The 25,806-nt window shown below is 60.1% G+C and carries 21 protein-coding genes and 1 pseudogene; 14 read left to right on the top strand and 8 right to left on the bottom strand.

Annotated features, from left to right (window positions below; genetic code table 11):
• Nucleotides 1-28: 28 nt before the first annotated feature.
• The 3 genes from AB7M25_RS21235 to AB7M25_RS21225 all read right to left on the bottom strand — a co-directional run bounded on the left by AB7M25_RS21235 (nt 29) and on the right by AB7M25_RS21225 (nt 3,663).
• Entirely contained in the window at nt 29-757 is a 729-nt protein-coding gene (locus tag AB7M25_RS21235) for an aspartate/glutamate racemase family protein (protein ID WP_007988885.1), read from the bottom strand.
• Between the two features lie 56 nt (nt 758-813).
• Nucleotides 814-2,355 carry an NCS1 family nucleobase:cation symporter-1 gene (locus tag AB7M25_RS21230; RefSeq protein ID WP_429381385.1) on the bottom strand — a complete coding sequence of 514 codons (1,542 nt, stop codon included), beginning with the start codon at nt 2,353-2,355 and terminating at the stop codon, nt 814-816.
• Nucleotides 2,356-2,922: 567 nt separating this feature from the next.
• Nucleotides 2,923-3,663, bottom strand: a complete 741-nt coding sequence (locus tag AB7M25_RS21225; RefSeq protein WP_102673279.1) for a phosphoadenylyl-sulfate reductase — start codon at nt 3,661-3,663, stop codon at nt 2,923-2,925.
• 173 nt (nt 3,664-3,836) lie between these two features.
• Here AB7M25_RS21225 and thrH point away from each other — a divergent pair, with 173 nt between their 5' ends.
• Entirely contained in the window at nt 3,837-4,454 is a 618-nt protein-coding gene (thrH, locus tag AB7M25_RS21220) for a bifunctional phosphoserine phosphatase/homoserine phosphotransferase ThrH (protein WP_102702772.1), read from the top strand.
• Between the two features lie 153 nt (nt 4,455-4,607).
• On the opposite strand, the gene pabB is transcribed toward thrH, so the two are convergent.
• The 4 genes from pabB to rloA all read right to left on the bottom strand — a co-directional run bounded on the left by pabB (nt 4,608) and on the right by rloA (nt 9,200).
• Nucleotides 4,608-5,951: an aminodeoxychorismate synthase component I gene (gene pabB / locus AB7M25_RS21215; RefSeq protein ID WP_429560480.1), complete on the bottom strand. Its 1,344-nt coding sequence runs from the start codon at nt 5,949-5,951 to the stop codon at nt 4,608-4,610.
• 185 nt (nt 5,952-6,136) lie between these two features.
• Entirely contained in the window at nt 6,137-7,123 is a 987-nt protein-coding gene (locus AB7M25_RS21210; protein WP_429381389.1) for an alpha-L-glutamate ligase-like protein, read from the bottom strand.
• On the bottom strand, nt 7,123-8,658 hold the full coding sequence (gene rloB / locus AB7M25_RS21205; RefSeq protein WP_007971541.1) for an osmotic stress tolerance membrane protein RloB: 1,536 nt from the start codon (nt 8,656-8,658) through the stop codon (nt 7,123-7,125). Before rloB ends, AB7M25_RS21210 begins: the two co-directional genes overlap by 1 nt.
• A 5-nt stretch (nt 8,659-8,663) precedes the next feature.
• Nucleotides 8,664-9,200 (bottom strand): retropepsin-like aspartic peptidase RloA, encoded by a 537-nt coding sequence (gene rloA, locus AB7M25_RS21200; protein WP_085716837.1) that lies wholly within the window; start codon nt 9,198-9,200, stop codon nt 8,664-8,666.
• Nucleotides 9,201-9,497: 297 nt separating this feature from the next.
• On the opposite strand from rloA, the pseudogene AB7M25_RS21195 reads away from it, so the two are divergent.
• From AB7M25_RS21195 to prpF, 5 genes and pseudogenes are all read left to right on the top strand, one after another.
• Nucleotides 9,498-10,218, top strand: a pseudogene (locus AB7M25_RS21195) (GntR family transcriptional regulator).
• A complete protein-coding gene (prpB, locus tag AB7M25_RS21190; protein ID WP_429381392.1) occupies nt 10,215-11,105 on the top strand; it encodes a methylisocitrate lyase in 891 nt (296 codons plus the stop codon). The pseudogene AB7M25_RS21195 and the gene prpB overlap by 4 nt, the downstream one beginning before the upstream one ends.
• A gap of 163 nt (nt 11,106-11,268) precedes the next feature.
• A complete protein-coding gene (gene prpC, locus AB7M25_RS21185; protein WP_007971533.1) occupies nt 11,269-12,396 on the top strand; it encodes a bifunctional 2-methylcitrate synthase/citrate synthase in 1,128 nt (375 codons plus the stop codon).
• Between the two features lie 196 nt (nt 12,397-12,592).
• Entirely contained in the window at nt 12,593-15,187 is a 2,595-nt protein-coding gene (acnD, locus tag AB7M25_RS21180) for a Fe/S-dependent 2-methylisocitrate dehydratase AcnD (protein ID WP_102698814.1), read from the top strand.
• Between the two features lie 66 nt (nt 15,188-15,253).
• Nucleotides 15,254-16,456 carry a 2-methylaconitate cis-trans isomerase PrpF gene (prpF, locus tag AB7M25_RS21175; protein WP_429381395.1) on the top strand — a complete coding sequence of 401 codons (1,203 nt, stop codon included), beginning with the start codon at nt 15,254-15,256 and terminating at the stop codon, nt 16,454-16,456.
• 163 nt (nt 16,457-16,619) lie between these two features.
• Here prpF and ppsR read toward each other — a convergent pair whose 3' ends face one another.
• Entirely contained in the window at nt 16,620-17,438 is an 819-nt protein-coding gene (gene ppsR / locus AB7M25_RS21170; RefSeq protein ID WP_007971527.1) for a posphoenolpyruvate synthetase regulatory kinase/phosphorylase PpsR, read from the bottom strand.
• A 174-nt stretch (nt 17,439-17,612) separates the two neighbouring features.
• Here ppsR and ppsA point away from each other — a divergent pair, with 174 nt between their 5' ends.
• The 8 genes from ppsA to AB7M25_RS21130 all read left to right on the top strand — a co-directional run bounded on the left by ppsA (nt 17,613) and on the right by AB7M25_RS21130 (nt 25,798).
• On the top strand, nt 17,613-19,988 hold the full coding sequence (gene ppsA, locus AB7M25_RS21165; protein ID WP_429381397.1) for a phosphoenolpyruvate synthase: 2,376 nt from the start codon (nt 17,613-17,615) through the stop codon (nt 19,986-19,988).
• Nucleotides 19,989-20,183: 195 nt separating this feature from the next.
• A complete protein-coding gene (locus tag AB7M25_RS21160; protein WP_429381399.1) occupies nt 20,184-21,173 on the top strand; it encodes an alpha/beta fold hydrolase in 990 nt (329 codons plus the stop codon).
• Nucleotides 21,174-21,313: 140 nt separating this feature from the next.
• Complete coding sequence (gene rraA / locus AB7M25_RS21155; RefSeq protein ID WP_181456758.1) at nt 21,314-21,802, top strand: ribonuclease E activity regulator RraA; 489 nt, start codon at nt 21,314-21,316, stop codon at nt 21,800-21,802.
• A gap of 27 nt (nt 21,803-21,829) precedes the next feature.
• Complete coding sequence (locus AB7M25_RS21150) at nt 21,830-22,825, top strand: zinc transporter ZntB (RefSeq protein WP_429381401.1); 996 nt, start codon at nt 21,830-21,832, stop codon at nt 22,823-22,825.
• A 62-nt stretch (nt 22,826-22,887) separates the two neighbouring features.
• The gene (locus tag AB7M25_RS21145) at nt 22,888-23,136 is read left to right on the top strand and encodes a hypothetical protein (RefSeq protein ID WP_007971509.1); all 249 of its coding nucleotides are present in this window, start codon (nt 22,888-22,890) and stop codon (nt 23,134-23,136) included.
• A 2-nt stretch (nt 23,137-23,138) separates the two neighbouring features.
• Nucleotides 23,139-23,963 (top strand): mechanosensitive ion channel family protein, encoded by an 825-nt coding sequence (locus tag AB7M25_RS21140; protein ID WP_007916401.1) that lies wholly within the window; start codon nt 23,139-23,141, stop codon nt 23,961-23,963.
• A gap of 90 nt (nt 23,964-24,053) precedes the next feature.
• Nucleotides 24,054-24,644, top strand: a complete 591-nt coding sequence (gene sigX, locus AB7M25_RS21135) for an RNA polymerase sigma factor SigX (protein WP_075949123.1) — start codon at nt 24,054-24,056, stop codon at nt 24,642-24,644.
• A gap of 107 nt (nt 24,645-24,751) precedes the next feature.
• Nucleotides 24,752-25,798, top strand: a complete 1,047-nt coding sequence (locus AB7M25_RS21130) for an OmpA family protein (RefSeq protein WP_104449771.1) — start codon at nt 24,752-24,754, stop codon at nt 25,796-25,798.
• The last annotated feature ends 8 nt before the right edge of the window (nt 25,799-25,806 follow it).

The raw sequence follows: 25,806 nt of genomic DNA, 5'->3' as shown, positions 1-25,806 counted from the left end.
GGCTTGCTCGCGAAGAGGGCGCCGCGGTCTACCGGGCAAACCGCCCCGGCCAGCCAATGATGTTTTTCGGCCGCGGCGTCGCATAGGTCCGCACTTTCGAGGTCGACAACCCCAGGCGCACCAACGATTCGGCAATGGTCACCGCCGCCGTCACCCCATCCACCACCGGTACGCCGGTACGCCGGCGAATCTGTTCGTCCAGCCCGGCCATGCCACCGCAACCGAGGCAAATCACTTCGGCCTTGTCCTGGGTCACCGCCAGTTCGGCCTGATGCACGATGGCTTCCAGTGCGCGCTGCGGTTCGTGCTCCAGTTCCAGCACCGCCAGGCCACTGGCCCGTACCGAGGCGCAACGGTCCCACAGGCCGGAGAGCTTGAGGCGGTCTTCGATCAGCGGCACGGTGCGGTCGAGGGTGGTGACCACGGAATAGGCGTGACCGAGAAACATCGCCGTGCTGGCGGCGGCATCGGTGATATCCACCACTGGCACGTTGAGCAGTTCCTGCAAGCCTTCACGGCCGTGTTCGCCGTAGCCGGCCTGGATCACTGCGTCGAACGGCTGGTCGTAGGACATCACCCGGTCCATGACCGCGATGGCCGCCAGGTAACTTTCGAAGTTGCCCTCGATGGAGTCGGCGCCGAAGTGCGGGGTGAGGCCGACGATTTCCGTGCCGGGCGATGCGACGGCCTGTGCCGAGCGGGCGATGGCCTGGGTGATGGATTCGGTGGTGTTGACGTTGACCACGAGAATGCGCATGGGGAGTCCTTATTGCGGATGGTTCTGCGGCCCGACTTTGCCGGGCCGCCATGGAGTTAATGGCTGACGTTTTCGACTGCGATGGCTTCGCCGCTGACATCGGCGTAGTGCGGTTGGCGCTTGGCGATGATCAGGTAGAGCATCCCGGCGATGCCGGCACCCACCAGCCAGGAGAATGGCGATACGTTGTGGAAACCGGGCACCAGGGCCAGGACGATGGCGATCAGGGCGGCGGGAATGAACGCCGCCACGGCGCGCAAATTGACGCCGCGGCTGTAGTAATACGCGCCGTTGGGATCTTCGCTATACAACTGCGGCACGTTGACCTGGCCTTTTCGAACCAGCCAGTAGTCGACCATGATCACGCCGTACAACGGACCGAGCAGGGCACCGAGGCCGGACAGGAAGTACACGATCACCAGCGGGCTGTTGTAGAGGTTCCACGGCAGGATCAGCACGGCGATGGTCGCGCTGATCAGTCCGGCGCGACGGAACGTCAGGTACTTCGGCGCCAGGTTACTGAGGACGAACGCCGGGGCGACGAAGTTGGCCATGATGTTCACCGCCACGGTGACGATCAGGAACGCCAGGCAACCGAGTACCAGAAAGAAGGTGTTGGGGATCGAGGCGATGATTTCGGTCGGGCTTTCGATGATCCGGCCGTTGATCTGAAACTGCGCGCCGCACAGCAGGACAGTGATGCTGGCGAACACCAGGATATTCACCGGCAAGCCCCAGAAATTTCCGACCTTGATGGTCTTGCGGCACGGTGAAGAGCGGGCGAAGTCGCAGAAATTGAGGATCAGGGTGCCGTAGATCGCCAGCCACAATGCGCCACCGGCAAAGATATTGCGCCACATCTCACCACCGGTCAGCGGCTCACGGATCGACCAGGCAATGGTCGCGTTGGCCTGGAAGTACATCCACGCGGCGAGGGCGGCAACGGTCAGCAGAATCACCGGGCCGGCAAACGCCTCGTAGCGCCGCACCATCTCCATGCCATAGGCCAGGATCGCCAGTTGCACGAACCAGATCGCGACGAAACACACCCAGCCCAGGGTCGACAGGCCGAGGATCGAGTTGTGGTCGTAGTCGGCGAACCCGGGATGGATCGCTGTCAGCAGCACGCGAAAGACGACGGACGCGAGGTACGTCTGAATGCCGAACCAGGCGATGGCGATCACGGCGCGGATCAACGCAGGAATCTGCGCCCCGTGAATGCCGAAACTGATCCGGCTGATGACCGGAAACGGAACCCCGGTCTTTTGTCCCATGTAGCCGGACAGGTTCATGAAGCAATACACCAGCGCCGCTCCGATCCCCAGGGACAACAGGATCTGCCAGCCGCCCAGGCCCAGGGCATACAGGCCGATGGCAAAGGAGTAGTTGGCAATGTTGTGAACGTCATTGGTCCACAAGGCAAAGATGCTGTAGCGCCCCCAGCGCCGGCCTTCGGCCTTGGTCGGTGCGAGGTCCTTGTTGTGCAGTCGGGGGCTGAGCACCACGGGGGAGTGATGCGCCTGATGGTCGGCGGTGTGGGTGGAATGGGAGGAGGGTAGATCCAGCGCGATATTGTTATTGGAGAGACGAGTACGCATTCCGGCAGGCTCCTGATGCTCGACGCCGCGATGACTGTGCATGAGCCTTGGCTCGACAAATCTTCGTCGCGGGTAGCGAATATCATTGGTTACGGGGCATCTGCAGCCTGTACGGGATAGGGCGCTTCAGGCTTGCGGATCTAAAGTGTGTGTATGTTTTGAGATTATTGTATACAAAACATGTATGCACTTAAGCCAGATCCATGCCAGTCGAGCGATCTATGAACGGTGCTGTTCATTTCGTTTTGTTATGGCTTTTCGCCAAGTTATTGAAAAATTGACAATATAAATTGACCGTTTGAACAGGTATTTATTTTGAATGGGAGATTCAGCAGGGCGTGGCAAGGCACGTCAGGGGGAGGAAAGTAACTTTTTGGGGCGCAGAAACTAAAAGTGCACACACGAATGGCACCTATGGTGACAATCGTGTGTACACGTTTTTTTAAAGCTGCAGATAACACTGTAAGAGCGAGCTTGCTCGCGATGAACCCGAGAACGCAGCGGGGTATCAGGCACCCCGCGTTATCGTTGACGACCATCGCGAGCAGGCTCGCTCCTACAGTGGGTTTACGCTTTGGACTTGCTGATGATATTCCCCGCGTGCAACCCGCATTCCTTCTGCGTCGCTTCTTCCCACCACCAGCGGCCTTCGCGTTCATGCTGGTTCGGCAGTACCGGGCGGGTGCAGGGTTCGCAGCCGATGCTGATGAAACCGCGTTCGTGCAGGCTGTTGTACGGCAGCTCCAGCATGCGGATGTAGCCCCAGATCTCTTCGCTGGTCATTTGCGCGAGCGGGTTGAACTTGTACAGGGTGCGTTCCGCGGTGGAGAACGCGGTGTCGATTTCCATCACCGCGACGGCGCTGCGGGTGCCGGGGCTCTGGTCCCGACGCTGGCCGGTGGCCCAGGCCTTTACGCCGGACAGCTTGCGGCGCAGCGGTTCGATCTTGCGGATGCCGCAGCACTCGCCATGGCCGTCCTTGTAGAAGCTGAACAGGCCTTTTTCCTTCACGAAGGGTTCAAGTTTCGTGTAGTCCGGCGACACCAGCTCGATGTCGATCTTGTAGTGCTCGCGCACCTGATCGATGAAGCGATAGGTCTCGGGGTGCAAGCGGCCGGTGTCGAGGCTGAACACCTTGACGTTCTTGTTCAGCTTCCAGGCCATGTCCACCAGCACCACGTCCTCGGCGCCGCTGAAAGATATCCACAGGTCATCGCCGAACTCGGCAAACGCGAGTTTCAGGATGTCCTGGGCGGATTTGTTGGCATAGGTCGTGGCGAGTTCCACGACGTCGAACGTTGGGCTCATCAGGGCGGCTTCCTACAGGTCGGTGGCGCTGGGCGCTCTATATGGGGCCGATGGTAACAAAAAGCTGCGCGGGCCGGGGCATCCTCTGCGTTGCACCGGCAGGCCCGAGTCGCTAGAGTTCGGCAATCTTTTTGCTCGCTCGACTCAATAATCAATACAAATGGGAGTGTCTTGTGGAAATTGCCTGTCTGGATCTTGAAGGTGTGCTGGTCCCGGAAATCTGGATCGCCTTCGCCGAAAAAACCGGGATCGAATCCCTCAGGGCCACCACCCGGGACATTCCCGACTACGACGTGCTGATGAAGCAACGCCTGCGGATTCTCGACGAGCACGGCCTGAAGCTCTCCGACATTCAGGAAGTGATTGCCACGCTCAAGCCGCTGGATGGCGCCATCGAGTTCGTCGACTGGCTGCGCGAGCGCTTCCAGGTGGTGATCCTGTCGGACACTTTCTATGAATTCTCCCAGCCGTTGATGCGTCAACTGGGCTTCCCGACCTTGCTCTGCCATCGACTGATTACCGACGACAGCGGTCGAGTCACGGGCTATCAACTGCGTCAGAAAGATCCAAAGCGTCAGTCGGTCCTGGCCTTCAAGAGCCTCTACTACCGGGTGATCGCGGCGGGGGATTCCTACAACGACACCACGATGCTGGGCGAGGCCGATGCCGGGATTCTGTTCCATGCGCCGGATAACGTGATTGCCGAGTTCCCGCAGTTCCCGGCGGTGCATACGTTTGAAGAGCTGAAGCAGGAGTTCATCAAGGCTTCGAACCGCACTTTGAGCCTGTAACTCGATCCCCTGTGGCGAGGGGGCTTGCCCCCGTTGGGTCGCGAAGCGACCCCAAAACCTGACACTGCGCATCCCCAGATAGAGCGCGTGTAACGGTTTGCGACTGCTGCGCAGCCGAACGGGGGCAAGCCCCCTCGCCACAAAAGTACTGCGTTACAGGTTTTGCAGGGTATCGAGCAGCACCTTCACCTTGGTGATCGACTCCTGATATTCGGCTTGCCACTCGGAATCCGCGACTATCCCGCCACCGCCCCAGCAACATACCTGCCCGTCCTTGACCAGCAAACTGCGGATGGCGATGGAGCTGTCCATCTCACCGCGCACGTCCAGGTACAGCAACGAACCGCAATACAGGCCACGTCGGGTCGGCTCCAATTCGTCGATGATCTGCATCGCGCGAATCTTTGGTGCGCCGGTGATCGAGCCGCCGGGGAAGCTGCCGGCGATCAGGTCCAGAGCGTCGCGATCATCCGCCAGCTCACCGGTGACGCTGCTCACCAGGTGATGCACGTTCGGGTAACTTTCCAGGCTGAACAACTCCGGCACCCGGACCGAGCCGATGCGGCAGGTCCGGCCGAGATCGTTGCGCAGCAGGTCGACGATCATCAGGTTTTCCGCGCGGTCCTTGGGGCTGGCCAGCAGTTCGGCGGCATTCGCGGCGTCTTGCTCGGGCGTCAGGCCCCGAGGCCGAGTGCCCTTGATCGGGCGGGTTTCGACATGGCGCTGGCTGACTTTGACGAAGCGCTCCGGCGACAGGCTGAGGACGGCATCGCCGTCAGGCAGGCTCTGGAAGCCGGAAAAAGGCGTCGGGCACGCTGCGCGCAAGGCGCAGTAGGCGGCCCACGAATCACCCTGGCAGGACGCGCGAAAACGCTGGGCGAAATTGACCTGGTAACAGTCACCGGCCTGAATGTACTGGTGGATGCGCTCGATGGCTTGTTGATACTCGTCAGCGCTCAAGTCGGCGGTCATCGGGGTGAGCAGTTTGAAGGGCGCGACGGCTTCAGGTGCCGGTTGGCTGAACAGCCCGATCAGGCGCTGACGTTCGCTGTCGGGCAGGGTCGGGTGGAATACCAGCTGGCTGGTCAGCGCGAGGTGATCGCTGATCAATGCCCAACCGTACAGGCCGAAACGCGCGTCGGGCAGATGCAGGTCGTCACTGGCCTGGCTCGGCAGGCGCTCCAGATGTCGGCCGAAGTCGTAACTCAGGTAACCGATCAACCCACCGGCAAACGGCAACTCATAAGGCGCCGGCACAGAGGCTTCGCCCAGGCGTGTCAGGTTATCGCGCAGGCGTTGCAGGAAGGCCTCGCCACTTTCGTCGGGCGCTACCGTCAGTTGTTCCAGCGGCCAGGCGCTGAGCAGGTCATAGCGGCCGCGGTCGGCACTGGGGCGGCCGCTGTCGAGCAGCACGGCGCCGGGGGCATGGCGAATCGCCGCGAAGTAGTGGGCGGGGTTGGCGCGATAGGGCAGCGGGTGTACGGAGCAGGTCAACATGGGTGGGGACATCAGCCATCAAGGCGGGGTGGCGATTGTAGTCCCCTCGGAGAATTGCTCCTAGAGGGGGATGTGGTAGGAGCGAGCTTGCTCGCGATGGACGTGAACGATGACGCTGGGAGCCTGACACCCCGTGGCGCTCTCTGGTCCATCGCGAGCAAGCTCGCTCCTACAGGAGAAGGGCCTCAGCCCTCAACCGGCGGAATATGCCCGAACATCTCCTGAACGAACGCCACGCGTTCTTCGACCGTCTCGGTCACGCCACGCGCCTTCAGGTCTTCCAGTCGTGCTTCCACCGCGTGAGTACGCAACGTCAGCCCGCAGTCATTGGCAATCTGGATATTCAGCCCCGGCCGGGCGTTGAGCTCAAGGATCAGCGGGCCTTTTTCCTGGTCCAGGACCATGTCGACACCGATGTAGCCCAGCCCGCACAACTCATAACAGCCAGCGGCGAGTTTCATGAAACCGTCCCAATAGGGCAGTTGCACGCCATCCACCGCGTTGGTGGTGTCCGGGTGTTTGTTGATGATGTTGTTCAGCCAGGTGCCGCGCAGGGTCAGGCCGGTGGCCAGGTCCACGCCGACGCCAATGGCGCCCTGGTGCAGGTTGGCCTTGCCGTTGGACTGGCGCGTCGGCAGGCGCAGCATGGCCATCACCGGGTAACCCATCAAGACAATGATGCGGATGTCCGGCACGCCTTCGTAGCTGATGCTCTTGAAGATCTGGTCCGGAATCACGCGGTATTCGATCAACGCCCGGTCGCGGTGACCACCCAGGGAGTACAGGCCGGTCAGGATGCTGGAAACCTGGTGCTCGATTTCTTCATGGCTGATGATCCGGCCGGACACCGTGCGATAGCGCCCTTCGAAGCGGTCGGCGATGACCAGGATGCCATCGCCGCCAGCGCCTTGGGCCGGTTTGATCACGAAGTCATTGCGTGCGCCGATGATCTCTTCGAGGTTGTCGATTTCCTTCTCGGTGGAGATCACGCCATAGAGCTCGGGCACATGGATGCCGGCGGCGATGGCGCGCTCCTTGGTGATGATCTTGTCATCGACGATCGGGTACAGGCTGCGCTTGTTGTACTTGAGCACGTAGTCTGCGTTGCGCCGATTGATCCCCATGATGCCCCGGGCTTCCAGGGCCTTCCAGGTCTTCCAGAAGCCGAACATCAGGCGTCAGCCTTTTTCAGGAAGGCCTTGAAACGCACCAGTTCGGTCAGGCGATAGCCGCGATAACGACCCATGGCCAGCATGAAGCCCACCAGGATCAGCAGAATCGCCGGGAAGGTGAACACGAAGTACACCAGTTCCGGCACGGTCATGATCAGGTGCGCCAGGGACGCGGCGAACAGCGTGCCGATAGCGACTTTCATCGCATGGCCACCGCCGCGTTCTTCCCAAGTGATCGACAGGCGTTCGATGGTCATGGTCAGGATCACCATCGGGAACAGCGCGACCGACAAGCCGCGCTCCAGGCCGAGTTTGTGGCTGAACAGGCTGATGGCCGCAATCAACACCACCACGAACGTCAGCACCACCGACAGTCTCGGCAGCATTTGCAGTTTGAGGTGTTCGAGATAGGAGCGCAGCGACAGGCCCAGCGCCGTGATGATGGTAAACAGCATGATACCGAAGCCGAGCTGGGTTTCGCGGAAGGCCAGGGCGATCAGCACCGGAGTGAAGGTGCCCAGGGTCTGGATGCCGATCAGGTTGCGCAGGATCAGGATCACCAGTACGCCGATCGGGATCATGACCATGATCATGAAGGTCTGCTGGGTCTGCAGCGGCAGGCCGTACAACGAGTACTCGAGGAAGTTGGCGTCGGTGTTTTCGTCGGTCAGCTTGGCCAGGCGAATGGCGTTCATTTCGCTGTTGTTCAGGCTGAAGGTCACATTGGCCTTCTTGCCGCCGTCGACGGTGATCAGGTTTTCGTCGCCGGTCCACCACAGCAGGCGGTCGGTCGGCAACCCTTGCTCACCGGTTTCCGGGTTGAAGTACAGCCAGTCGGTGCCATTGAAACTGCGCAGCCACAGTTCCGGTGTTTGCGGCTGGTCGGCCACCAGGCGGATGGTGTGGACCTTCTCGATCGGCACGTGGGCGATGGACAGCAGCAGCTCGACGGTTTTCGCCTTGTGCGCGGTGGATGGATCACCGGCCAGCAACAGTTTCACGTTGTCGTCGTTGAGGTTGTTGACCCGCTTGATGGCTTCGCCGACGAAGGTTTCGACGTCGGCCGAGTGCTGGCGAATCGGTGCGAGCAGGGCTTCGGCGGCGATTTTTTCCGGGCCTTCGATGGTGATGCTGTCGCGAAAGGTCGGGCCTTTGATCTTGGCCTTCTCGCCGGAATAACGCTTGGTCAGCACCAGGCGGTAATACAGCGTCTGATTGCCTTTGGCCCGGCGTGCCGACCAGGTGACCTTGCGGTTGCCGTCGACCCGGTTCACGGCCACGCCGTAATTATTGGAGATGAAGCTCTCGTTGAGGCTGACGAAGTCGCGGCTCAGCGGTGGCACGAACATCTGGATCTTGACCGGATCCTTGGCGCTGGCGACGAACTCGACCTTGGCGTCGATGTTCCACAGGTCGTCAGTGGCGTCTTCGGTCACCGGGATGCCCAGCACGAAGATCTGATAGGCCGTAACTGAAATGCCCAGCACCACCAGGATGGCGATCAGCAATTTCAGATGAAGGGTAAGAGAGCGCATTTGAATTACTCGGCGGTATGAGCGTCGGTGGTGCAGGCAGGTTTGCCGGCAGCATATTTAAGGCTGGGGTCAACCAGTGCATCGAAACGCTTGAGCGCTTCGGAGCCAATCAGGAGCGGGTATTGGAACGCGCTGCGGTCGGTCAGGTTCACTTCGATGCTGCGCAGGGCCGAGCCCATGCAGATGTCCAGTTCGATCACGGGGCGGGCGGTGTACTTCTTGCCTTCCTCGGGGTCGTAGTCGCCGGCCCGGCGCTTGATCTTGCTGACACGGGCCAGCGGGCGTTCGATCGGGTGCGAATGGGCGGCGTCGATGGCCAGGTAAAACCGCACCCAGGATTCGCCGTTGCGTTTGAAACGTTTGATGTCCCGTGCACTCAGGGAAGCGGTTTTCGCCCCGGTGTCGAGTTTGGCCGCCACTTCCAGGTCGATGCCATTGAGCGAGGCGTACTCATTGAGGCCATACACAGTTTTTTCCCCGGCCATTGCGAACCCGGGCAGGCAAAGTAAATAAAGGAAAGCAGGGAAGGGCTTGAGTCTCATAAATCCTGGTGCGCAGCGGTCCGACTTGATTCAAGGCCCTGGCATCGCTGCGCAAGCTCCCTCGTATGCCTGGCAGATCTTTATGACAGGCAGTGCAGATGTGACAAACAAATGCGGCGGCATTCTAGCACGGTGGTTTGACGGCGCCAGCGCTGGCCGGTGGCTATGAACCTGTCGGGTTGCTTCGTTATGGTGCAACCGGTTATCAGAAGATTGTCGACAATATCTATTTATCCTTTGACTGTGCTGCCGGTATTCGTTAGTTTTTGCGGCATTGGCTCACAAGGTGTCGACAATATGCTGGATCAACTCGATCCCCCGGTTTCTACGCAAGACGATACGGAGACACTTTCCGAGAATGTCTTCCGCCGCATTCAGGCGGCTATCGTCAAAGGCGAGATCGCGCCGGGCAGCAAAATCTCCGAACCGGAGCTGGCGCGTACCTACGGCATCAGCCGTGGCCCGTTGCGCGAGGCCATCCATCGCCTGGAAGGTCAGCGCCTGCTGGTACGCGTGCCGCATGTCGGCGCGCGGGTAGTGTCGCTCAATCATGCCGAGCTGCTTGAGCTGTACGAAATCCGCGAGTCCCTGGAAGGCATGGCCTGTCGCTTGGCCGCCGAGCGCATGAGCCTCGAAGAAATCGACGAGCTGCGTCGGGTGCTGGAAACCCATGAGCGTGACGAAGCATTCCAGGCAGGTCGGGGCTACTACCAGCAGGAAGGCGATTTCGACTTCCATTACCGAATCATCCAGGGCAGCGGCAATCGCACGCTGACCCAAAATGCTCTGCGGCGAGCTGTATCAATTGGTGCGCATGTACCGCATCCAGTTTTCCACCACGCCCAATCGCCCGCACCAGGCGTTCGCCGAGCACCACCGCATTCTCGATGCCATCGCCGACCGTGACGGTGAGCTGGCCGAGTTGTTGATGCGCCGTCACATCGGCGCCTCCAAACGCAATATCGCCCGTCATTACCAGGACGGCGTCAACCCGACAGCCAAACGAGGTGAGTCATGAGTTCGAACAAGAGCACACCAGGCCAGCGTTTCCGCGATGCGGTCGCCAGCGAACATCCACTGCAAGTGGTCGGCGCAATCAACGCCAACCATGCGCTGTTGGCCAAGCGCGCCGGTTTCAAGGCGATCTACCTGTCGGGTGGCGGGGTGGCTGCCGGCTCCCTCGGCTTGCCTGACCTGGGCATCACCGGCCTGGATGACGTGCTGACCGACGTGCGCCGTATCACCGACGTCTGCGATCTGCCATTGCTGGTGGACGTGGACACCGGTTTCGGTTCCTCGGCGTTCAACGTCGCTCGTACCGTCAAGTCGATGATCAAGTTTGGCGCGGCGGCGATTCACATCGAAGACCAGGTTGGCGCCAAGCGCTGCGGCCACCGTCCTAATAAAGAGATCGTGACCCAGCAGGAAATGGTCGACCGCATCAAGGCCGCCGTCGATGCCCGTACCGACGACAGCTTCGTGATCATGGCCCGTACCGACGCCCTGGCGGTGGAAGGCCTGGAGTCTGCCCTGGATCGCGCCGCTGCCTGCATCGAAGCCGGCGCCGACATGATTTTCCCGGAAGCCATCACCGAACTCGACATGTATAAGCTGTTCGCCAGCCGCGTGAAAGCGCCGATCCTGGCCAACATCACCGAATTCGGCGCGACCCCGCTGTACACCACCGAGCAACTCGCCGCTGTCGACGTGTCGCTGGTGCTGTACCCGCTGTCGGCCTTCCGCGCCATGAACAAGGCCGCGGAAAACGTATACACCGCACTGCGCCGCGATGGCACGCAGGCGAATGTCATCGACACCATGCAGACTCGCATGGAGCTTTACGATCGCATCGACTACCACACCTTCGAGCAGAAGCTCGATGCGTTGTTTGCCGCGAAGAAATAATGAACACCCTGTACCTGTAGGAGCGAGCCTGCTCGCGATAGACGTCAACGATGACGCGGGAAGCCTGATACCCCGCGGTGTGCCGTCCACCATCGCGAGCAGGCTCGCTCCCACAGAAGAGCAATGAGTTTCCCCTAAAAATTTCAAAAAATTGGAGACAGCAATGGCCGAAGCAAAAGTACTCAGTGGCGCCGGGCTCCGTGGCCAGGTAGCCGGGCAAACCGCACTGTCCACCGTGGGCCAGTCGGGTGCCGGTCTGACCTATCGTGGTTATGACGTACGTGAACTGGCGGCTGACGCACAGTTCGAAGAAGTTGCCTACCTGCTGCTGTACGGCGAGCTGCCGAGCAAGGCGCAACTGAACGCCTACATCGCCAAGCTGAGCAAGCTGCGTGACCTGCCGCAAGCGCTGAAAGAAGTGCTCGAGCGCATCCCCGCCGACGCCCACCCGATGGACGTGATGCGTACGGGCTGCTCGTTCCTGGGCAACCTGGAGCCGGAGAACAATTTCTCCGAACAACACGACAAGACCGACCGCCTGCTGGCTGCATTCCCGGCGATCATGACTTACTGGTATCGCTTCAGCCACGAAGGCAAGCGCATCGATTGCGTCAGCGACGAGCAGTCCATCGGCGGCCACTTCCTGCACCTGCTGCACGGCAAGAAACCAAGCGAGTTGCACGTCAAGGTGATGAACGTTTCGCTGATCCTCTATGCGGAGCACGAGTTCAACGCGTCGACTTTCACCGCACGTGTTTGCGCATCGACCCTGTCCGACCTGTATTCGTGCATCACCGCGGCCATCGGCTCGCTGCGCGGCCCGCTGCATGGCGGCGCCAACGAAGCGGCGATGGAAATGATCGAGCGTTTCTCGTCGCCGGAAGACGCGATCAAGGGCACCCTCGGCATGCTCGAGCGCAAGGACAAGATCATGGGCTTCGGCCACGCGATCTATAAGGACAACGATCCGCGCAACGAGGTGATCAAGGGCTGGTCGAAAAAACTCGCCGACGAAGTGGGCGACAAAGTGTTGTTCCCGGTCTCCGAAGCCATCGACAAGACCATGTGGGAGCAGAAGAAGCTGTTCCCGAACGCCGACTTCTACCATGCCTCGGCGTACCACTTCATGGGCATCCCGACCAAGTTGTTCACACCGATCTTCGTCTGCTCGCGCCTGACCGGCTGGGCTGCACACGTGTACGAACAACGCGCCAACAACCGCATCATCCGTCCAAGCGCCGAATACACCGGCGTTGAACAGCGCAAGTTCGTGCCAATCGAACAGCGCTGAATGGTGGAGGGCGGCAGCGGGATCTGAATTAAACGCAGATCCCTGTAGGAGCGAGCTTGCTCGCGATGGAGTGTCATTCACATTGGTGTCGACTGATACACCATCGCGAGCAAGCTCGCTCCTACAGTGGATTGTGTTGGCTTCGAATCCGGTGCCAGGCCCCACCTTTTGTAACTACCGTGACCGAGTCCTGACGATGAACACACAATTCCGTAAACCGCTGCCTGGCAGCCACCTGGATTACTTCGATGTCCGCGCAGCGGTCGAGGCGATCCAGCCTGGCGCCTACGACACCCTGCCGTACACCTCCCGTGTGCTGGCGGAAAACCTTGTGCGTCGCTGCGACCCGGCCACGCTCACCGAATCCCTGAAGCAATTCATCGAGCGCAAGCGCGACCTCGATTTCCCGTGGTTCCCGGCCCGCGTGGTGTGCCACGACATTCTCGGCCAGACCGCGCTGGTCGACCTCGCCGGCCTGCGTGACGCCATCGCCCTGCAAGGCGGTGACCCGGCGCAAGTCAACCCGGTGGTGCCGACCCAACTGATCGTCGACCACTCCCTGGCCGTCGAGCGTGGTGGCTTCGATCCGGACGCGTTCGAGAAGAACCGCGCCATCGAAGACCGTCGCAACGAAGACCGTTTCCACTTCATCAACTGGACCAAGAAGGCGTTCAAGAACGTCGACGTGATCCCGCCGGGCAACGGCATCATGCACCAGATCAACCTGGAGAAAATGTCTCCGGTGATCCAGGTGCGCGACGGCGTGGCCTTCCCTGATACCTGCGTCGGTACCGACAGCCACACCCCGCACGTCGATGCGTTGGGCGTGATCGCCATCGGTGTCGGTGGTCTCGAAGCCGAAAGCGTGATGCTCGGCCGCGCATCGTGGATGCGTCTGCCGGAAAGCGTTGGCGTCGAACTGACCGGCAAGCTGCAACCGGGCATCACCGCCACCGACATGGTGCTGGCGCTGACCGAGTTCCTGCGCAAGCAAAAAGTCGTTGGCGCATGGCTGGAGTTCTTCGGCGAAGGCGCCTCCGCGCTGACCCTCGGCGACCGCGCAACCATCTCCAACATGGCCCCGGAATACGGCGCCACTGCGGCAATGTTCTACATCGACCAGCAGACCATCGACTACCTCAAGCTCACCGGCCGTGAAGACGAGCAGGTGCAGTTGGTCGAGAACTACGCCAAGCAGGTCGGCCTGTGGGCTGACAGCCTCAAAGGCGCGCAGTACGAGCGCGGCCTGACTTTCGATCTGTCCTCGGTCGTGCGCAACATGGCCGGCCCGAGCAACCCGCACGCCCGTGTGGCGGTTTCGGATCTGGCCGCCAAAGGCATTTCCGGTCAGTGGGACGATGTGCCGGGGCAAATGCCGGACGGCGCGGTGATCATCGCCGCCATCACCAGCTGCACCAACACCAGCAACCCGCGCAACGTGATCGCCGCCGGCCTGCTGGCGCGCAACGCCAACAAGCTCGGCCTGACCCGCAAGCCTTGGGTCAAGTCGTCCCTGGCACCGGGTTCGAAAACCGTGGCGCTGTACCTCGATGAAGCCGGCCTGACCGAAGAGCTGGACAAGCTCGGCTTCGGCGTCGTGGCTTTCGCCTGCACCACGTGCAACGGCATGTCCGGCGCACTGGACCCGGTGATCCAGCAAGAGATCATCGACCGCGACCTGTACGCCACTGCGGTGTTGTCCGGCAACCGTAACTTCGACGGCCGGATTCACCCGTATGCCAAGCAAGCGTTCCTCGCGTCGCCGCCCTTGGTGGTTGCGTATGCGATTGCCGGCACCATCCGTTTCGATATCGAAAAAGACGTGCTGGGCGTGGTGGATGGCAAGGAAATCCGACTGAAAGACATCTGGCCGAGCGACGAAGAAATCGACGCGGTGGTCAAGGCGTCGGTAAAACCGGAGCAGTTCCGCCAGGTGTACATCCCGATGTTCGCCATCCACGAAGACACCGGCCCGAAAGTCGCGCCGCTGTACGAGTGGCGTGAAATGAGCACCTACATCCGTCGTCCGCCGTACTGGGAAGGCGCGCTGGCCGGTGCCCGTCCGCTCAAGGGCATGCGCCCGTTGGCGGTGCTGCCGGACAACATCACCACCGATCACCTGTCGCCATCCAACGCGATCATGATGGACAGCGCCGCCGGCGAATACCTGGCGAAAATGGGCCTGCCGGAAGAGGACTTCAACTCTTACGCGACTCACCGCGGTGACCACCTGACGGCGCAGCGCGCCACCTTCGCCAACCCGAAACTGTTCAACGAAATGGTTCTGGAAAACGGCAAGGTCAAGCAGGGTTCGCTGGCCCGTGTCGAGCCGGAAGGCAAAGTGATGCGCATGTGGGAAGCGATCGAAACCTACATGGATCGCAAGCAGCCGCTGATCATCATCGCCGGTGCCGACTACGGTCAGGGTTCATCCCGCGACTGGGCGGCCAAGGGCGTGCGTCTGGCGGGTGTGGAGGCGATTGCCGCCGAAGGTTTCGAGCGCATTCACCGCACCAACCTGGTGGGCATGGGCGTGTTGCCGCTGGAATTCAAACCAGGCACCAACCGTCACACCCTGGCCATCGACGGCAGTGAAACCTACGACGTGATCGGCGATCGCACGCCGCGCGCCGAGCTGACGCTGGTGATCCATCGCAAGAACGGCGAGCGCGTCGATGTGCCGGTGACCTGCCGCCTCGACACCGCTGAAGAAGTGTCGATCTACGAGGCCGGCGGCGTGCTGCAACGCTTCGCCCAGGACTTCCTCGAAGAGTCGGCGGTTGCCGTTTAACGCACGCAATACAGACACGGGACTTCAAGTCCCGTGTCTGCTTTCAGATCAGGAGTAACGAGCACCATGGCCCACGCAGCTACGTTTCCAAAGCAAATAAGGATACCCGCCACTTACATGCGCGGCGGCACCAGCAAAGGCGTGTTCTTCAGTCTCAAGGACCTGCCCGAAGCGGCACAGGTCCCGGGCCCGGCCCGCGACGCGTTGCTGCTGCGCGTGATCGGCAGCCCCGATCCGTACGACAAACAAATTGACGGCATGGGTGGCGCGACCTCGAGCACCAGCAAAACCGTGATCCTGTCGAAAAGCACCAAGGCCGATCACGACGTCGATTACCTGTTCGGCCAGGTGTCCATCGACAAGCCCTTCGTCGACTGGAGCGGCAACTGCGGCAACCTGTCGGCGGCGGTCGGTTCGTTCGCGGTCAGCAACGGCCTGGTGGACGCCAGCCGTATCCCGCATAACGGCGTAGCCGTGGTTCGCGTGTGGCAGGCCAACATTGGCAAGACCATCATTGCCCACGTGCCGATCACCGATGGTGAAGTGCAGGAGACCGGTGATTTTGAACTCGACGGCGTGACCTTCCCGGCGGCCGAAGTGCAGATCGAGTTCCTCGATCCGGCAGCGGAAGAAGAGGGCGGCGGCGGTTCGATGTTCCCCACCGGCAACCTGGTCGATGACCTGGAAGTGCCCGGCGTCGGCACCTTCAAGGCGACCATGATCAACGCCGGCATCCCGACGATTTTCGTCAATGCCGAAGACATCGGCTACAAGGGCACCGAGTTGCAGGGCGCGATCAACGGCGACCCGAAAGCCTTGCTGATGTTCGAGACCATCCGTGCCTACGGCGCATTGCGCATGGGCCTGATTTCCAACATCGACGAAGCGGCCAAGCGCCAACACACGCCGAAAGTCGCCTTCGTGGCCAAGCCGGCGGACTACGTGGCGTCCAGCGGCAAGGCGATTGCCGCAGGCGATGTCGACCTGCTGGTGCGTGCGTTGTCCATGGGCAAGTTGCACCACGCGATGATGGGCACGGCGGCGGTGGCGATCGGTACGGCTGCAGCGATTTCCGGCACCCTGGTGAACCTCGCGGCAGGCGGCATCGAACGCAACGCGGTGCGCTTCGGACACCCGTCCGGCACCCTGCGCGTCGGCGCCGAGGCCAGCCTGGTCAATGGTGAATGGACCGTGAACAAGGCGATCATGAGCCGCAGTGCGCGGGTATTGATGGAAGGGTTTGTGCGGGTACCGGGGGATTCTTTCTGACGCGCATCTGAAATCACCACAAGACCCTGTGGGAGCGGGCTTGCTCGCGAAAGCGGTGTGTCAGGCAATGTTGATGTCGACTGACACTCCGCCTTCGCGAGCAAGCCCGCTCCCACACTGGAGCGAGCCTGCTCGCGATAGGGCCGCAACAGGCCCGGGAGATTTACTTGAAACGCCGCTCCACACCTTTCTCCACGAGAATCTTCGCGGAAATTTCTTCCACGGAAAAATGCGTGGAGTTGATGTGCGGAATGTTTTCGCGGCGGAACAGGTTCTCGACCTCGCGCACCTCGAACTCGCACTGGGCGTAGCTCGAATAGCGGCTGTTGGGCTTGCGCTCGTTGCGAATCGCGGTGAGGCGGTCCGGGTCGATGGTCAGGCCGAACAGCTTGTGTTGGTGGGCGCGCAGGGCGTTTGGCAGTTGCAGGCGTTCCATGTCGTCTTCGGTCAGCGGGTAGTTGGCCGCGCGGATACCGAACTGCATCGCCATATACAGGCACGTCGGCGTCTTACCACATCGCGACACGCCCACTAGTATCAGGTCGGCCTTGTCGTAATAGTGCGTGCGGGCGCCGTCGTCGTTGTCGAGGGCGAAGTTAACGGCCTCGATACGCTCCATGTAATTGGTGTTGGCGCCGATGGAGTGGGACTTGCCGACGGTGTAGGAAGAATGCTCGGTCAGTTCCTGTTCAAGCGGTGCCAGGAACGTCGAGAAAATGTCGATCATGAAACCATTCGAGGTGGCGAGAATCTCACGAATGTCCTGATTGACGATGGTGTCGAAGATAATTGGACGGAAGCCGTCTGTTTCGGCGGCTTTGTTGATTTGTTGTACCATGGCCCGCGCTTTGTCCACGTTGTCGATGTACGGCCGCGTGACTTTGCTGAAGGTAATGTTTTCGAACTGCGCCAGAAGGCTTTGACCCAGGGTTTCGGCGGTAATGCCGGTACCATCGGAGATAAAGAAAGCAGATCGTTTCATTTGCACCTTGGGCCTTAAGCTAGTGACGAATCTTGGATATGATAGGCGCGATTTGCCGGCCGCCAATGGCCCGCATTCTCACTTATTTTCCAGGTCCAGGCCATATAGCCGGTAAATGCTCACTTAAGCAGCCGGTTTCTGAGCTTTTCCAACACAGTTAGTGGAGAGATCACCTTGGTAGAGTACGTAGTTTCCCTCGATAAGCTCGGCAAACACGATGTTGAGCATGTGGGGGGCAAGAACGCATCCCTGGGCGAGATGATCAGCAACCTTGCGGGTGCCGGTGTATCGGTGCCCGGCGGCTTCGCCACGACCGCTCAGGCTTATCGTGATTTCCTGGAGCTGAGCGGCCTGAATCAGCAGATTCACGACGCACTCGATGCCCTGGACGTCGATGACGTGAATGCCCTGGCCAAGACCGGTGCCCAGATCCGTCAATGGATCATGGAAGCCGAGTTCCCTGAAAAACTGAATGCCGAAATCCGTACCGCGTTCGCCACGCTGTCCGCCGGCAACCCTGACGTGGCCGTGGCCGTGCGCTCTTCCGCTACCGCCGAAGACCTGCCGGATGCTTCCTTCGCCGGTCAGCAGGAAACCTTCCTGAACATCCGTGGTGTCGAAAACGTCATTCGCGCCGCCAAAGAGGTGTTCGCCTCGCTGTTCAACGACCGCGCCATTTCCTACCGCGTGCACCAGGGCTTCGACCACAAGCTGGTCGCCCTGTCGGCCGGCGTGCAGCGCATGGTCCGCTCCGAAACCGGCACCGCCGGCGTGATGTTCACCCTCGATACCGAATCGGGCTTCCGTGACGTGGTGTTCATCACCGGCGCCTACGGCCTGGGTGAAACCGTCGTTCAAGGCGCGGTGAACCCGGATGAGTTCTACGTGCACAAAGGCACGCTGGCCGCCGGTCGTCCGGCCATCCTGCGCCGCAACCTGGGCAGCAAGGCCATCAAGATGATCTACGGCGACGAGGCCAAGGCCGGTCGTTCGGTCAAGACCGTCGACGTGGACAAGGCCGAGCGCGCACGTTTCTGCCTGACCGACGCTGAAGTCAGCGAGCTGGCCAAGCAGGCGATGATCATCGAGAAGCACTACCAGTGCCCGATGGACATCGAGTGGGCCAAGGATGGTGACGACGGCAAGCTGTACATCGTGCAGGCCCGTCCGGAAACCGTGAAGAGCCGCACCCAGGCCAACGTCATGGAACGTTACCTGTTGAAAGAAACCGGTACCGTGCTGGTTGAAGGTCGCGCCATCGGCCAGCGCATCGGCGCCGGCAAGGTCCGCATCATCAAGGACGTGTCCGAGATGGACAAGGTCCAGCCAGGCGACGTACTGGTGTCCGACATGACCGACCCGGACTGGGAACCGGTCATGAAGCGCGCCAGCGCCATCGTCACCAACCGTGGCGGTCGTACTTGCCACGCGGCGATCATTGCCCGTGAGCTGGGCATCCCAGCGGTAGTCGGTTGCGGCAACGCCACCCAGCTGTTGAAAGACGGCCAGGGCGTGACCGTTTCCTGCGCTGAAGGCGACACCGGTTTCATCTTCGAAGGCGAACTGGGCTTCGACATCAAGAAGAACTCCGTGGATGCCATGCCGGAGCTGCCGTTCAAGATCATGATGAACGTCGGCAACCCGGACCGCGCCTTCGACTTCGCGCAGCTGCCGAACGCCGGCGTGGGCCTGGCTCGCCTGGAGTTCATCATCAACCGCATGATCGGCGTGCACCCTAAAGCACTGCTGAACTACGACGGTCTGCCGCTGGACATCAAGGAAAGCGTCGACAAGCGCATCGCCGGTTACAACGATCCGGTCGGCTTCTACGTCGAGAAACTGGTCGAAGGCATCAGCACCCTGGCGGCTGCGTTCTGGCCGAAGAAGGTCATCGTGCGTCTGTCGGACTTCAAGTCCAACGAATACGCCAACCTGATCGGCGGCAAGCTGTACGAGCCGGAAGAAGAGAACCCGATGCTGGGCTTCCGCGGTGCTTCGCGTTACATCAGCGAATCGTTCCGCGACTGCTTCGAACTCGAATGCCGCGCCCTCAAGCGCGTGCGCAACGAGATGGGCCTGACCAACGTCGAAATCATGGTGCCGTTCGTTCGTACCCTGGGTGAAGCGAGCCAGGTGGTCGATCTGCTGGCGGAAAACGGTCTGGCCCGTGGCGAGAACGGCCTGCGCGTGATCATGATGTGCGAACTGCCGTCCAACGCCATCCTCGCCGAAGAATTCCTCGAGTTCTTCGACGGTTTCTCCATCGGCTCCAACGACCTGACCCAGCTGACCCTGGGCCTGGACCGCGATTCCGGTATCATCGCGCACCTGTTCGACGAGCGTAATCCGGCGGTCAAGAAGCTGCTGGCCAACGCCATTGCCGCCTGCAACAAGGCCGGCAAGTACATCGGCATCTGCGGCCAGGGTCCTTCGGACCACCCGGACCTGGCCAAGTGGCTGATGGAGCAGGGCATTGAAAGCGTTTCGTTGAACCCGGACTCCGTTCTGGAAACCTGGTTCTTCCTGGCTGAGGGTCAGGCTTCGGCCTGATCCGGTGCAAACGGGCCGCTCCCCCTGTAGGAGCGAGCTCGCTCGCGATCGACGTCAACGATGACGCGTTTTTGCTGGATAAACGCGTTGTCCTGGAGTCCATCGCGAGCAAGCTCGCTCCTACAGGCGAGCGGTCTTTTAGAGATTCAAGCAGGGCGGGCTCTCCGGATGCCGCCCTTTTTTGTGCAAGAGATTATGCAAAGCAGCAGCAACCTATTTCCTGTCGCCCTGATCAGCGCCGAACGGCGCGGCGATCTGAGCGAAGATGTGTATCGCTTGAAACCCGGTAACAGCCCCGACTTCACCGTCGAACTGGCTGTGACACGCCTTGGCATGGCCGATGAGCCGTCATCCCGTGGTGTGCCGGTGATCCTGCTGCATGGCAGCTTTTCCAATCGCCGGTTCTGGTTTTCTCCCAAGGGCCTGGGGTTGGGCGCCTATCTGGCCCGCTTGGGGTTCGACGTCTGGATTCCGGAAATGCGCGGCCATGGCCTGTCCCAGCGTAACCACGACTACCGCAAGAACCGGGTCGCCGACTACGCACGCTATGACCTGCCGGCCATTGGCGCGTTCGTGCGCGAACAGAGCGGGCAGGTGCCGCACTGGATCGGTCACTCGCTGGGCGGTACCACACTGGCCGCAGCGCTGGGTGGCGAGTACATCGGTGAGCCGGTGGTGGCCTCGGCGGCTTTTTTCGGTACACAAGTCAGCCGCACCTACTGGCCATTGAAGATTCCGCCGGTGGAGTGGAGCAGTCGCTTCATTCTCAAGCGTTTTGCCCAGTTGTCCGGAGCAAGGCTCAAACGCGGCCCGGAGGACGAGCCGATCGGCCTGGCCCTGGAAAGCATGCGTTGGTTCGGTCTGTTCGGGCGCTTTGGCGATGCCGATAAAGACTGGTGGGCCGGTTTGGCCGATGTCAGGTTGCCGGTGCTCGCCGTGAGTGCAGCGGGTGATCATCAGGACCCGGCGTGGGCTTGCCGAAAACTGTTCGAACAGTTCGGTTCCGAGCACAAGCAATTTATCAATCTGGGTCGTGATCAGGGTTTCGGCGACAATTTCGGTCACGTTGAAATGCTCGTCAGCAAACCTGCCCAGGCCGAAGTCTGGCCATTGGTGACCCGCTGGCTGGCGGATCAGCAGACACCCTTGTTGGGTGGGCAAGGGGATTTGGCCGCAGCGGTTTGAGCCTGATGCTCTAACAAGGGCATTTCGCTCTGGTCGGCTTGCGGCTAAGATATGACGCATTGAGCTGTTCCGGTCACTTTGCGTGACTGAGTCATCACTGATGTTCGTGCTGTCTTCCTCTTTACAGGAGTTTCTCGATGATCCATTACCTCACGCCTGACCTGTGCGACGCCTATCCGGAGCTGGTGCAGGTGCTGGAACCGATGTTCAGCAATTTCGGCGGCCGTGATTCCTTCGGCGGCGAAATCGTGACCATCAAGTGCTTCGAAGACAACTCGCTGGTCAAGGAGCAAGTCGAGCTCAAGGGCAATGGCAAGGTTCTGGTGGTCGATGGCGGCGGTTCCCTGCGCCGCGCGCTGCTGGGTGACATGCTCGCCGAGAAAGCCGCCAGCAATGGCTGGGAAGGCCTGGTGATCTATGGTTGCATCCGTGACGTCGACGTCATCGCGCAAACCGATCTGGGGGTTCAGGCGCTGGCCAGCCACCCGATGAAAACCGACAAGCGCGGTATCGGCGATCTCAACGTTGCTGTGACCTTCGCCGGCGTGACCTTCCATCCGGGCCATTACATCTATGCGGACAACAACGGCGTGATCATCTCGCCCAGCCCGCTGAAAATGCCTGAATAAAAACGGCTGCAGACCAGAGGAGTGCGGATGTTCGAGGAAGAAAACGCGCAATGGGGGCTGGTGCATGCCCTGGTGCTGGACGGTAGAGGCGGTGCGCGTTCGATTGCCCGGACTGAACTTGACGACTTGCAGCTGCAGGCCCATGAAAGCCTGTGGTTGCACTGGGATCGCAGTCATCCGCAAACCCAGACCTGGCTACGCAAATCCAGCGGTCTGAGCGAATTCAGCTGTGACCTGTTACTCGAAGAAAACACCCGTCCGCGACTTTTACAGCTTTCCGACAGCGAACTGCTGCTATTTTTGCGCGGGGTCAATCTGAACCCCGGTGCCGAGCCGGAAGACATGGTGTCGGTGCGGATCTTCGGTTCTGCCCAGCGTGTCATTTCCCTGCGTTTGCGTCCGTTGCGTGCCACTGAAGAACTGCTGGTGCAACTGTCCGAGGGCAAGGGGCCGAAAACCGCCTCGGAACTCATCCTGTATATGGCGCAGTACCTCACCAACAAGGTGCAGGATCTGGTCAGCGACCTCTCGGAAGTGGTCGATGAGGAAGAGGAAAAGCTCGATGCCGACGAACGGTATGCACCGGAACACGGCGCCGTATTGCAGATCCGTCGCAGGGCCGCCGCGTTGAAGCGTTTTCTCGCGCCGCAGCGGGATATTTTCGGTCAGTTGACGCGGATCAAATTGCCCTGGTTCGTCGAGGACGACGGTGATTACTGGAACGAATTGAACAACAGCCTGACCCGCTACCTCGAAGAGCTGGAACTGACCCGGGAGCGGGTGGGGCTGGTCCTGGAGGCTGAAGACCGTCGGTTGAGCGTGCGCATGAACCGCACGATGTATCGCTTCGGGATCATCACCGGGATCTTTTTGCCGATGAGCTTTCTGACCGGGCTTTTGGGGATCAACGTCGGTGGCATTCCGTTCTCTGCCAGCCCTTATGGCTTTCTGATCGCCTGCCTGATGATGGTCTCGGTGGCGCTGGGGCAATGGTGGTTATTCCGACGTTTGCGCTGGGTCTGAGGGAAAGCATGTGACCCGACCAAACCTGACCGCGTCTCCCACAGACATCACGAGAGGTGCGTATGCACGATCCGTTTGAACAGTCTTTGCGCGACATGCTCAACGCCTCACCGTCCACCCGGGACGACGATGCGTGTCTGGGGCGTGTGCTGAAAACCGCCAACCGCCAGGTCGGCGCCGGTGATTTGTTCAGTCTGCTGGGGCGCTGGTTGCCCGCACTGATGATTGCCCTGAATAACGGATCGGCCCATGTCTCGCCGGTATCCCGTCTTCGTAAACCTGCTGCCCGCACTGCTGATAAGGCTGATTGAATATGGAACTTGATCTCTGGACACAGAGCCTCGTCACTGCAATGACTGCGTTGTGGACCAAGGTTGCGAACTTCATTCCAAACCTGTTCGGCGCACTGGTTGTGCTGCTGTTGGGTTTTGTCGTGGCCAAACTGCTGGACACCTTGCTTTCCAAATTGCTCGCCAAACTGGGGCTGGACCGCTTGATGGGCGGTACCGGCCTGACCAAGCTGATGTCCCGCGCCGGCCTGCAGGTTCCCATTTCGACCCTGATCGGCAAGATCGTTTATTGGTTCGTTCTGCTTATTTTTCTGGTTTCTGCCGCAGAATCCCTTGGACTTGAGCGAGTATCAGCTACGCTGGATATGCTCGCGCTGTATTTGCCGAAGGTATTCGGCGCGGCGCTTGTGTTGCTGGTAGGTGTTTTGCTGGCGCAACTGGCCAACGGGCTGGTCCGCGGAGCGGCAGAAGGCGTGGGTCTGGACTATGCTTCAGGGCTTGGACGAATTGCCCAGGGCCTGGTGATCATCATCAGTATTTCGGTGGCGATCAGCCAGTTGGAGGTCAAGACCGACCTGCTGAACCACGTGATCGTGATTGTGTTGATAACCGTTGGTCTGGCGGTAGCGCTGGCCATGGGGTTGGGAAGCCGGGAAATTGCCGGCCAGATTCTTGCGGGAATCTACGTGCGTGAGCTGTACCAGGTTGGGCAACAAGTGCGTGTTGGCGAGGTCGAAGGCCAGATCGAAGAGATCGGCACGGTTAAAACCACATTGCTGACCGATGAGGGTGAGCTAGTCTCTCTTTCCAATCGGATCCTCCTCGAGCAGCATGTGAGTAGCCGCTAACCCGGCAAACCCTGCTAATGTATGCCGCCGCAAAATGCCAGCTGACGCTGGCTGCGGAGGATATTGACCTGACTGTCGGCCCGACTTGTTTTGAATAAAGCTCAATCGCTCTCCATGCGCTACGACCCCCGCGAGCTCTCTGATGAGGAGTTGGTCGCGCGCTCGCATACCGAGCTGTTTCACGTAACACGCGCCTACGAAGAACTGATGCGGCGTTACCAGCGAACATTATTTAATGTGTGTGCAAGATATCTCGGGAACGATCGTGATGCGGACGATGTCTGTCAGGAGGTCATGTTGAAGGTGCTGTATGGCCTGAAGAACTTCGAGGGCAAATCGAAGTTCAAGACATGGCTATATAGCATCACGTACAACGAGTGCATCACACAGTATCGGAAGGAACGGCGAAAGCGTCGCTTGATGGACGCATTGAGTCTTGACCCCCTCGAGGAGGCGTCCGAAGAAAAGGCGCCGAAACCTGAGGAAAAGGGTGGACTTGATCGCTGGTTAGTGTATGTGAACCCGATTGACCGGGAAATTCTGGTGCTACGTTTTGTCGCAGAGCTGGAGTTTCAGGAGATCGCAGACATCATGCATATGGGTTTGAGTGCAACAAAAATGCGGTACAAACGCGCTCTGGATAAATTGCGTGAGAAATTTGCAGGCATTGCTGAAACTTAGTTCAGCGCAAATATCTCTTACGTGTAGGCAAGTTCTGTTAGACTTGCCGCCGAGTTGTCCCCCGGTTTGCGGGACTGCTTCACAATCACCAGATGGGGATTTAACGGATGAAACTGAAAAACACCTTGGGCTTGGCCATTGGTACTCTTATTGCCGCTACTTCGTTCGGCGCATTGGCACAAGGCCAAGGCGCAGTTGAAGGCGAGCTCAACTACGGGAAGAAGTACAACGACAGCGTTAACAACGTTGAAGACGGCTACACTCCTGGCGCCTCCATCGGTTACTTCTTGACCGACGACGTATCGTTGAACTTCACCTACAACAACGATGACTACACCCGTTCGAACAACAACACCGGCAACCAGAAGATCGAGGGCGACCAGTTCGGTCTGAACGCTCAGTACCACTTCAACAACGCTGGCGACGCTCTGCGTCCTTACGTTCAAGGTGGTGTCAAGCACGGTAGCCTGACCAACGTTGCTGCTGACGGCCACACCGGTCGTGACCAGTCGACTTTCCTGACTGCTGGCGCTGGCCTGAAGTACTACTTCCTCGAAAACGTCTACGCTCGTGCTGGCGTAGAAGCTGACTACAAGCTGGACAACGGCCGTTGGGACTACATCCCGTCCGTAGGTCTGGGTGTGAACTTCGGTGGCGGCAACAAGCCTGCTGCTGCTCCGGTTCCAGCACCAGAAGTCTGCTCCGACAGCGACAACGACGGCGTTTGCGACAACGTTGACAAGTGCCCGGACACCCCGGCCAACGTAACTGTTGACGCTGATGGCTGCCCAGCTGTTGCTGAAGTCGTTCGTGTAGAGCTGGACGTGAAGTTCGACTTCGACAAGTCGGTAGTCAAGCCAAACAGCTACGGCGACATCAAGAACCTGGCTGACTTCATGAAGCAGTACCCATCCACCACCACTACTGTTGAAGGTCACACTGACTCCGTCGGTCCTGACGCTTACAACCAGAAACTGTCCGAGCGTCGTGCAAACGCCGTTAAGCAAGTTCTGACCAACCAGTACGGTGTTGAATCGTCCCGCGTTCAGTCCGTTGGCTACGGCGAATCCCGCCCAGTTGCTGACAACAAAACTGAAGCTGGTCGCGCTGTTAACCGTCGCGTAGAAGCGCAGGTTGAAGCTCAAGCTAAGTAATTAGCCCG

This window comes from Pseudomonas sp. AP3_22 TE3818 (assembly GCF_053628995.1).
Note: the sequence above shows the minus strand (reverse complement) of the source record. Positions and strands in the feature narration are given on the sequence as shown.

Excerpts from the sequence above, each read along its gene's own strand:
- AB7M25_RS21145 (WP_007971509.1), top strand. The coding sequence starts at position 22,888 with ATGCACGATCCGTTTGAACAGTCTTTGCGCGACATGCTCAACGCCTCA.
- AB7M25_RS21225 (WP_102673279.1), bottom strand. The coding sequence starts at position 3,663 with ATGAGCCCAACGTTCGACGTCGTGGAACTCGCCACGACCTATGCCAAC.
- AB7M25_RS21130 (WP_104449771.1), top strand. The coding sequence starts at position 24,752 with ATGAAACTGAAAAACACCTTGGGCTTGGCCATTGGTACTCTTATTGCC.
- pabB (WP_429560480.1), bottom strand. The coding sequence starts at position 5,951 with ATGTTGACCTGCTCCGTACACCCGCTGCCCTATCGCGCCAACCCCGCC.
- AB7M25_RS21150 (WP_429381401.1), top strand. The coding sequence starts at position 21,830 with ATGTTCGAGGAAGAAAACGCGCAATGGGGGCTGGTGCATGCCCTGGTG.
- AB7M25_RS21140 (WP_007916401.1), top strand. The coding sequence starts at position 23,139 with ATGGAACTTGATCTCTGGACACAGAGCCTCGTCACTGCAATGACTGCG.
- AB7M25_RS21230 (WP_429381385.1), bottom strand. The coding sequence starts at position 2,355 with ATGCGTACTCGTCTCTCCAATAACAATATCGCGCTGGATCTACCCTCC.
- rloB (WP_007971541.1), bottom strand. The coding sequence starts at position 8,658 with ATGCGCTCTCTTACCCTTCATCTGAAATTGCTGATCGCCATCCTGGTG.
- prpC (WP_007971533.1), top strand. The coding sequence starts at position 11,269 with ATGGCCGAAGCAAAAGTACTCAGTGGCGCCGGGCTCCGTGGCCAGGTA.
- rloA (WP_085716837.1), bottom strand. The coding sequence starts at position 9,200 with ATGAGACTCAAGCCCTTCCCTGCTTTCCTTTATTTACTTTGCCTGCCC.
- prpF (WP_429381395.1), top strand. The coding sequence starts at position 15,254 with ATGGCCCACGCAGCTACGTTTCCAAAGCAAATAAGGATACCCGCCACT.
- AB7M25_RS21235 (WP_007988885.1), bottom strand. The coding sequence starts at position 757 with ATGCGCATTCTCGTGGTCAACGTCAACACCACCGAATCCATCACCCAG.
- acnD (WP_102698814.1), top strand. The coding sequence starts at position 12,593 with ATGAACACACAATTCCGTAAACCGCTGCCTGGCAGCCACCTGGATTAC.
- prpB (WP_429381392.1), top strand. The coding sequence starts at position 10,215 with ATGAGTTCGAACAAGAGCACACCAGGCCAGCGTTTCCGCGATGCGGTC.
- ppsR (WP_007971527.1), bottom strand. The coding sequence starts at position 17,438 with ATGAAACGATCTGCTTTCTTTATCTCCGATGGTACCGGCATTACCGCC.
- AB7M25_RS21210 (WP_429381389.1), bottom strand. The coding sequence starts at position 7,123 with ATGTTCGGCTTCTGGAAGACCTGGAAGGCCCTGGAAGCCCGGGGCATC.
- AB7M25_RS21160 (WP_429381399.1), top strand. The coding sequence starts at position 20,184 with ATGCAAAGCAGCAGCAACCTATTTCCTGTCGCCCTGATCAGCGCCGAA.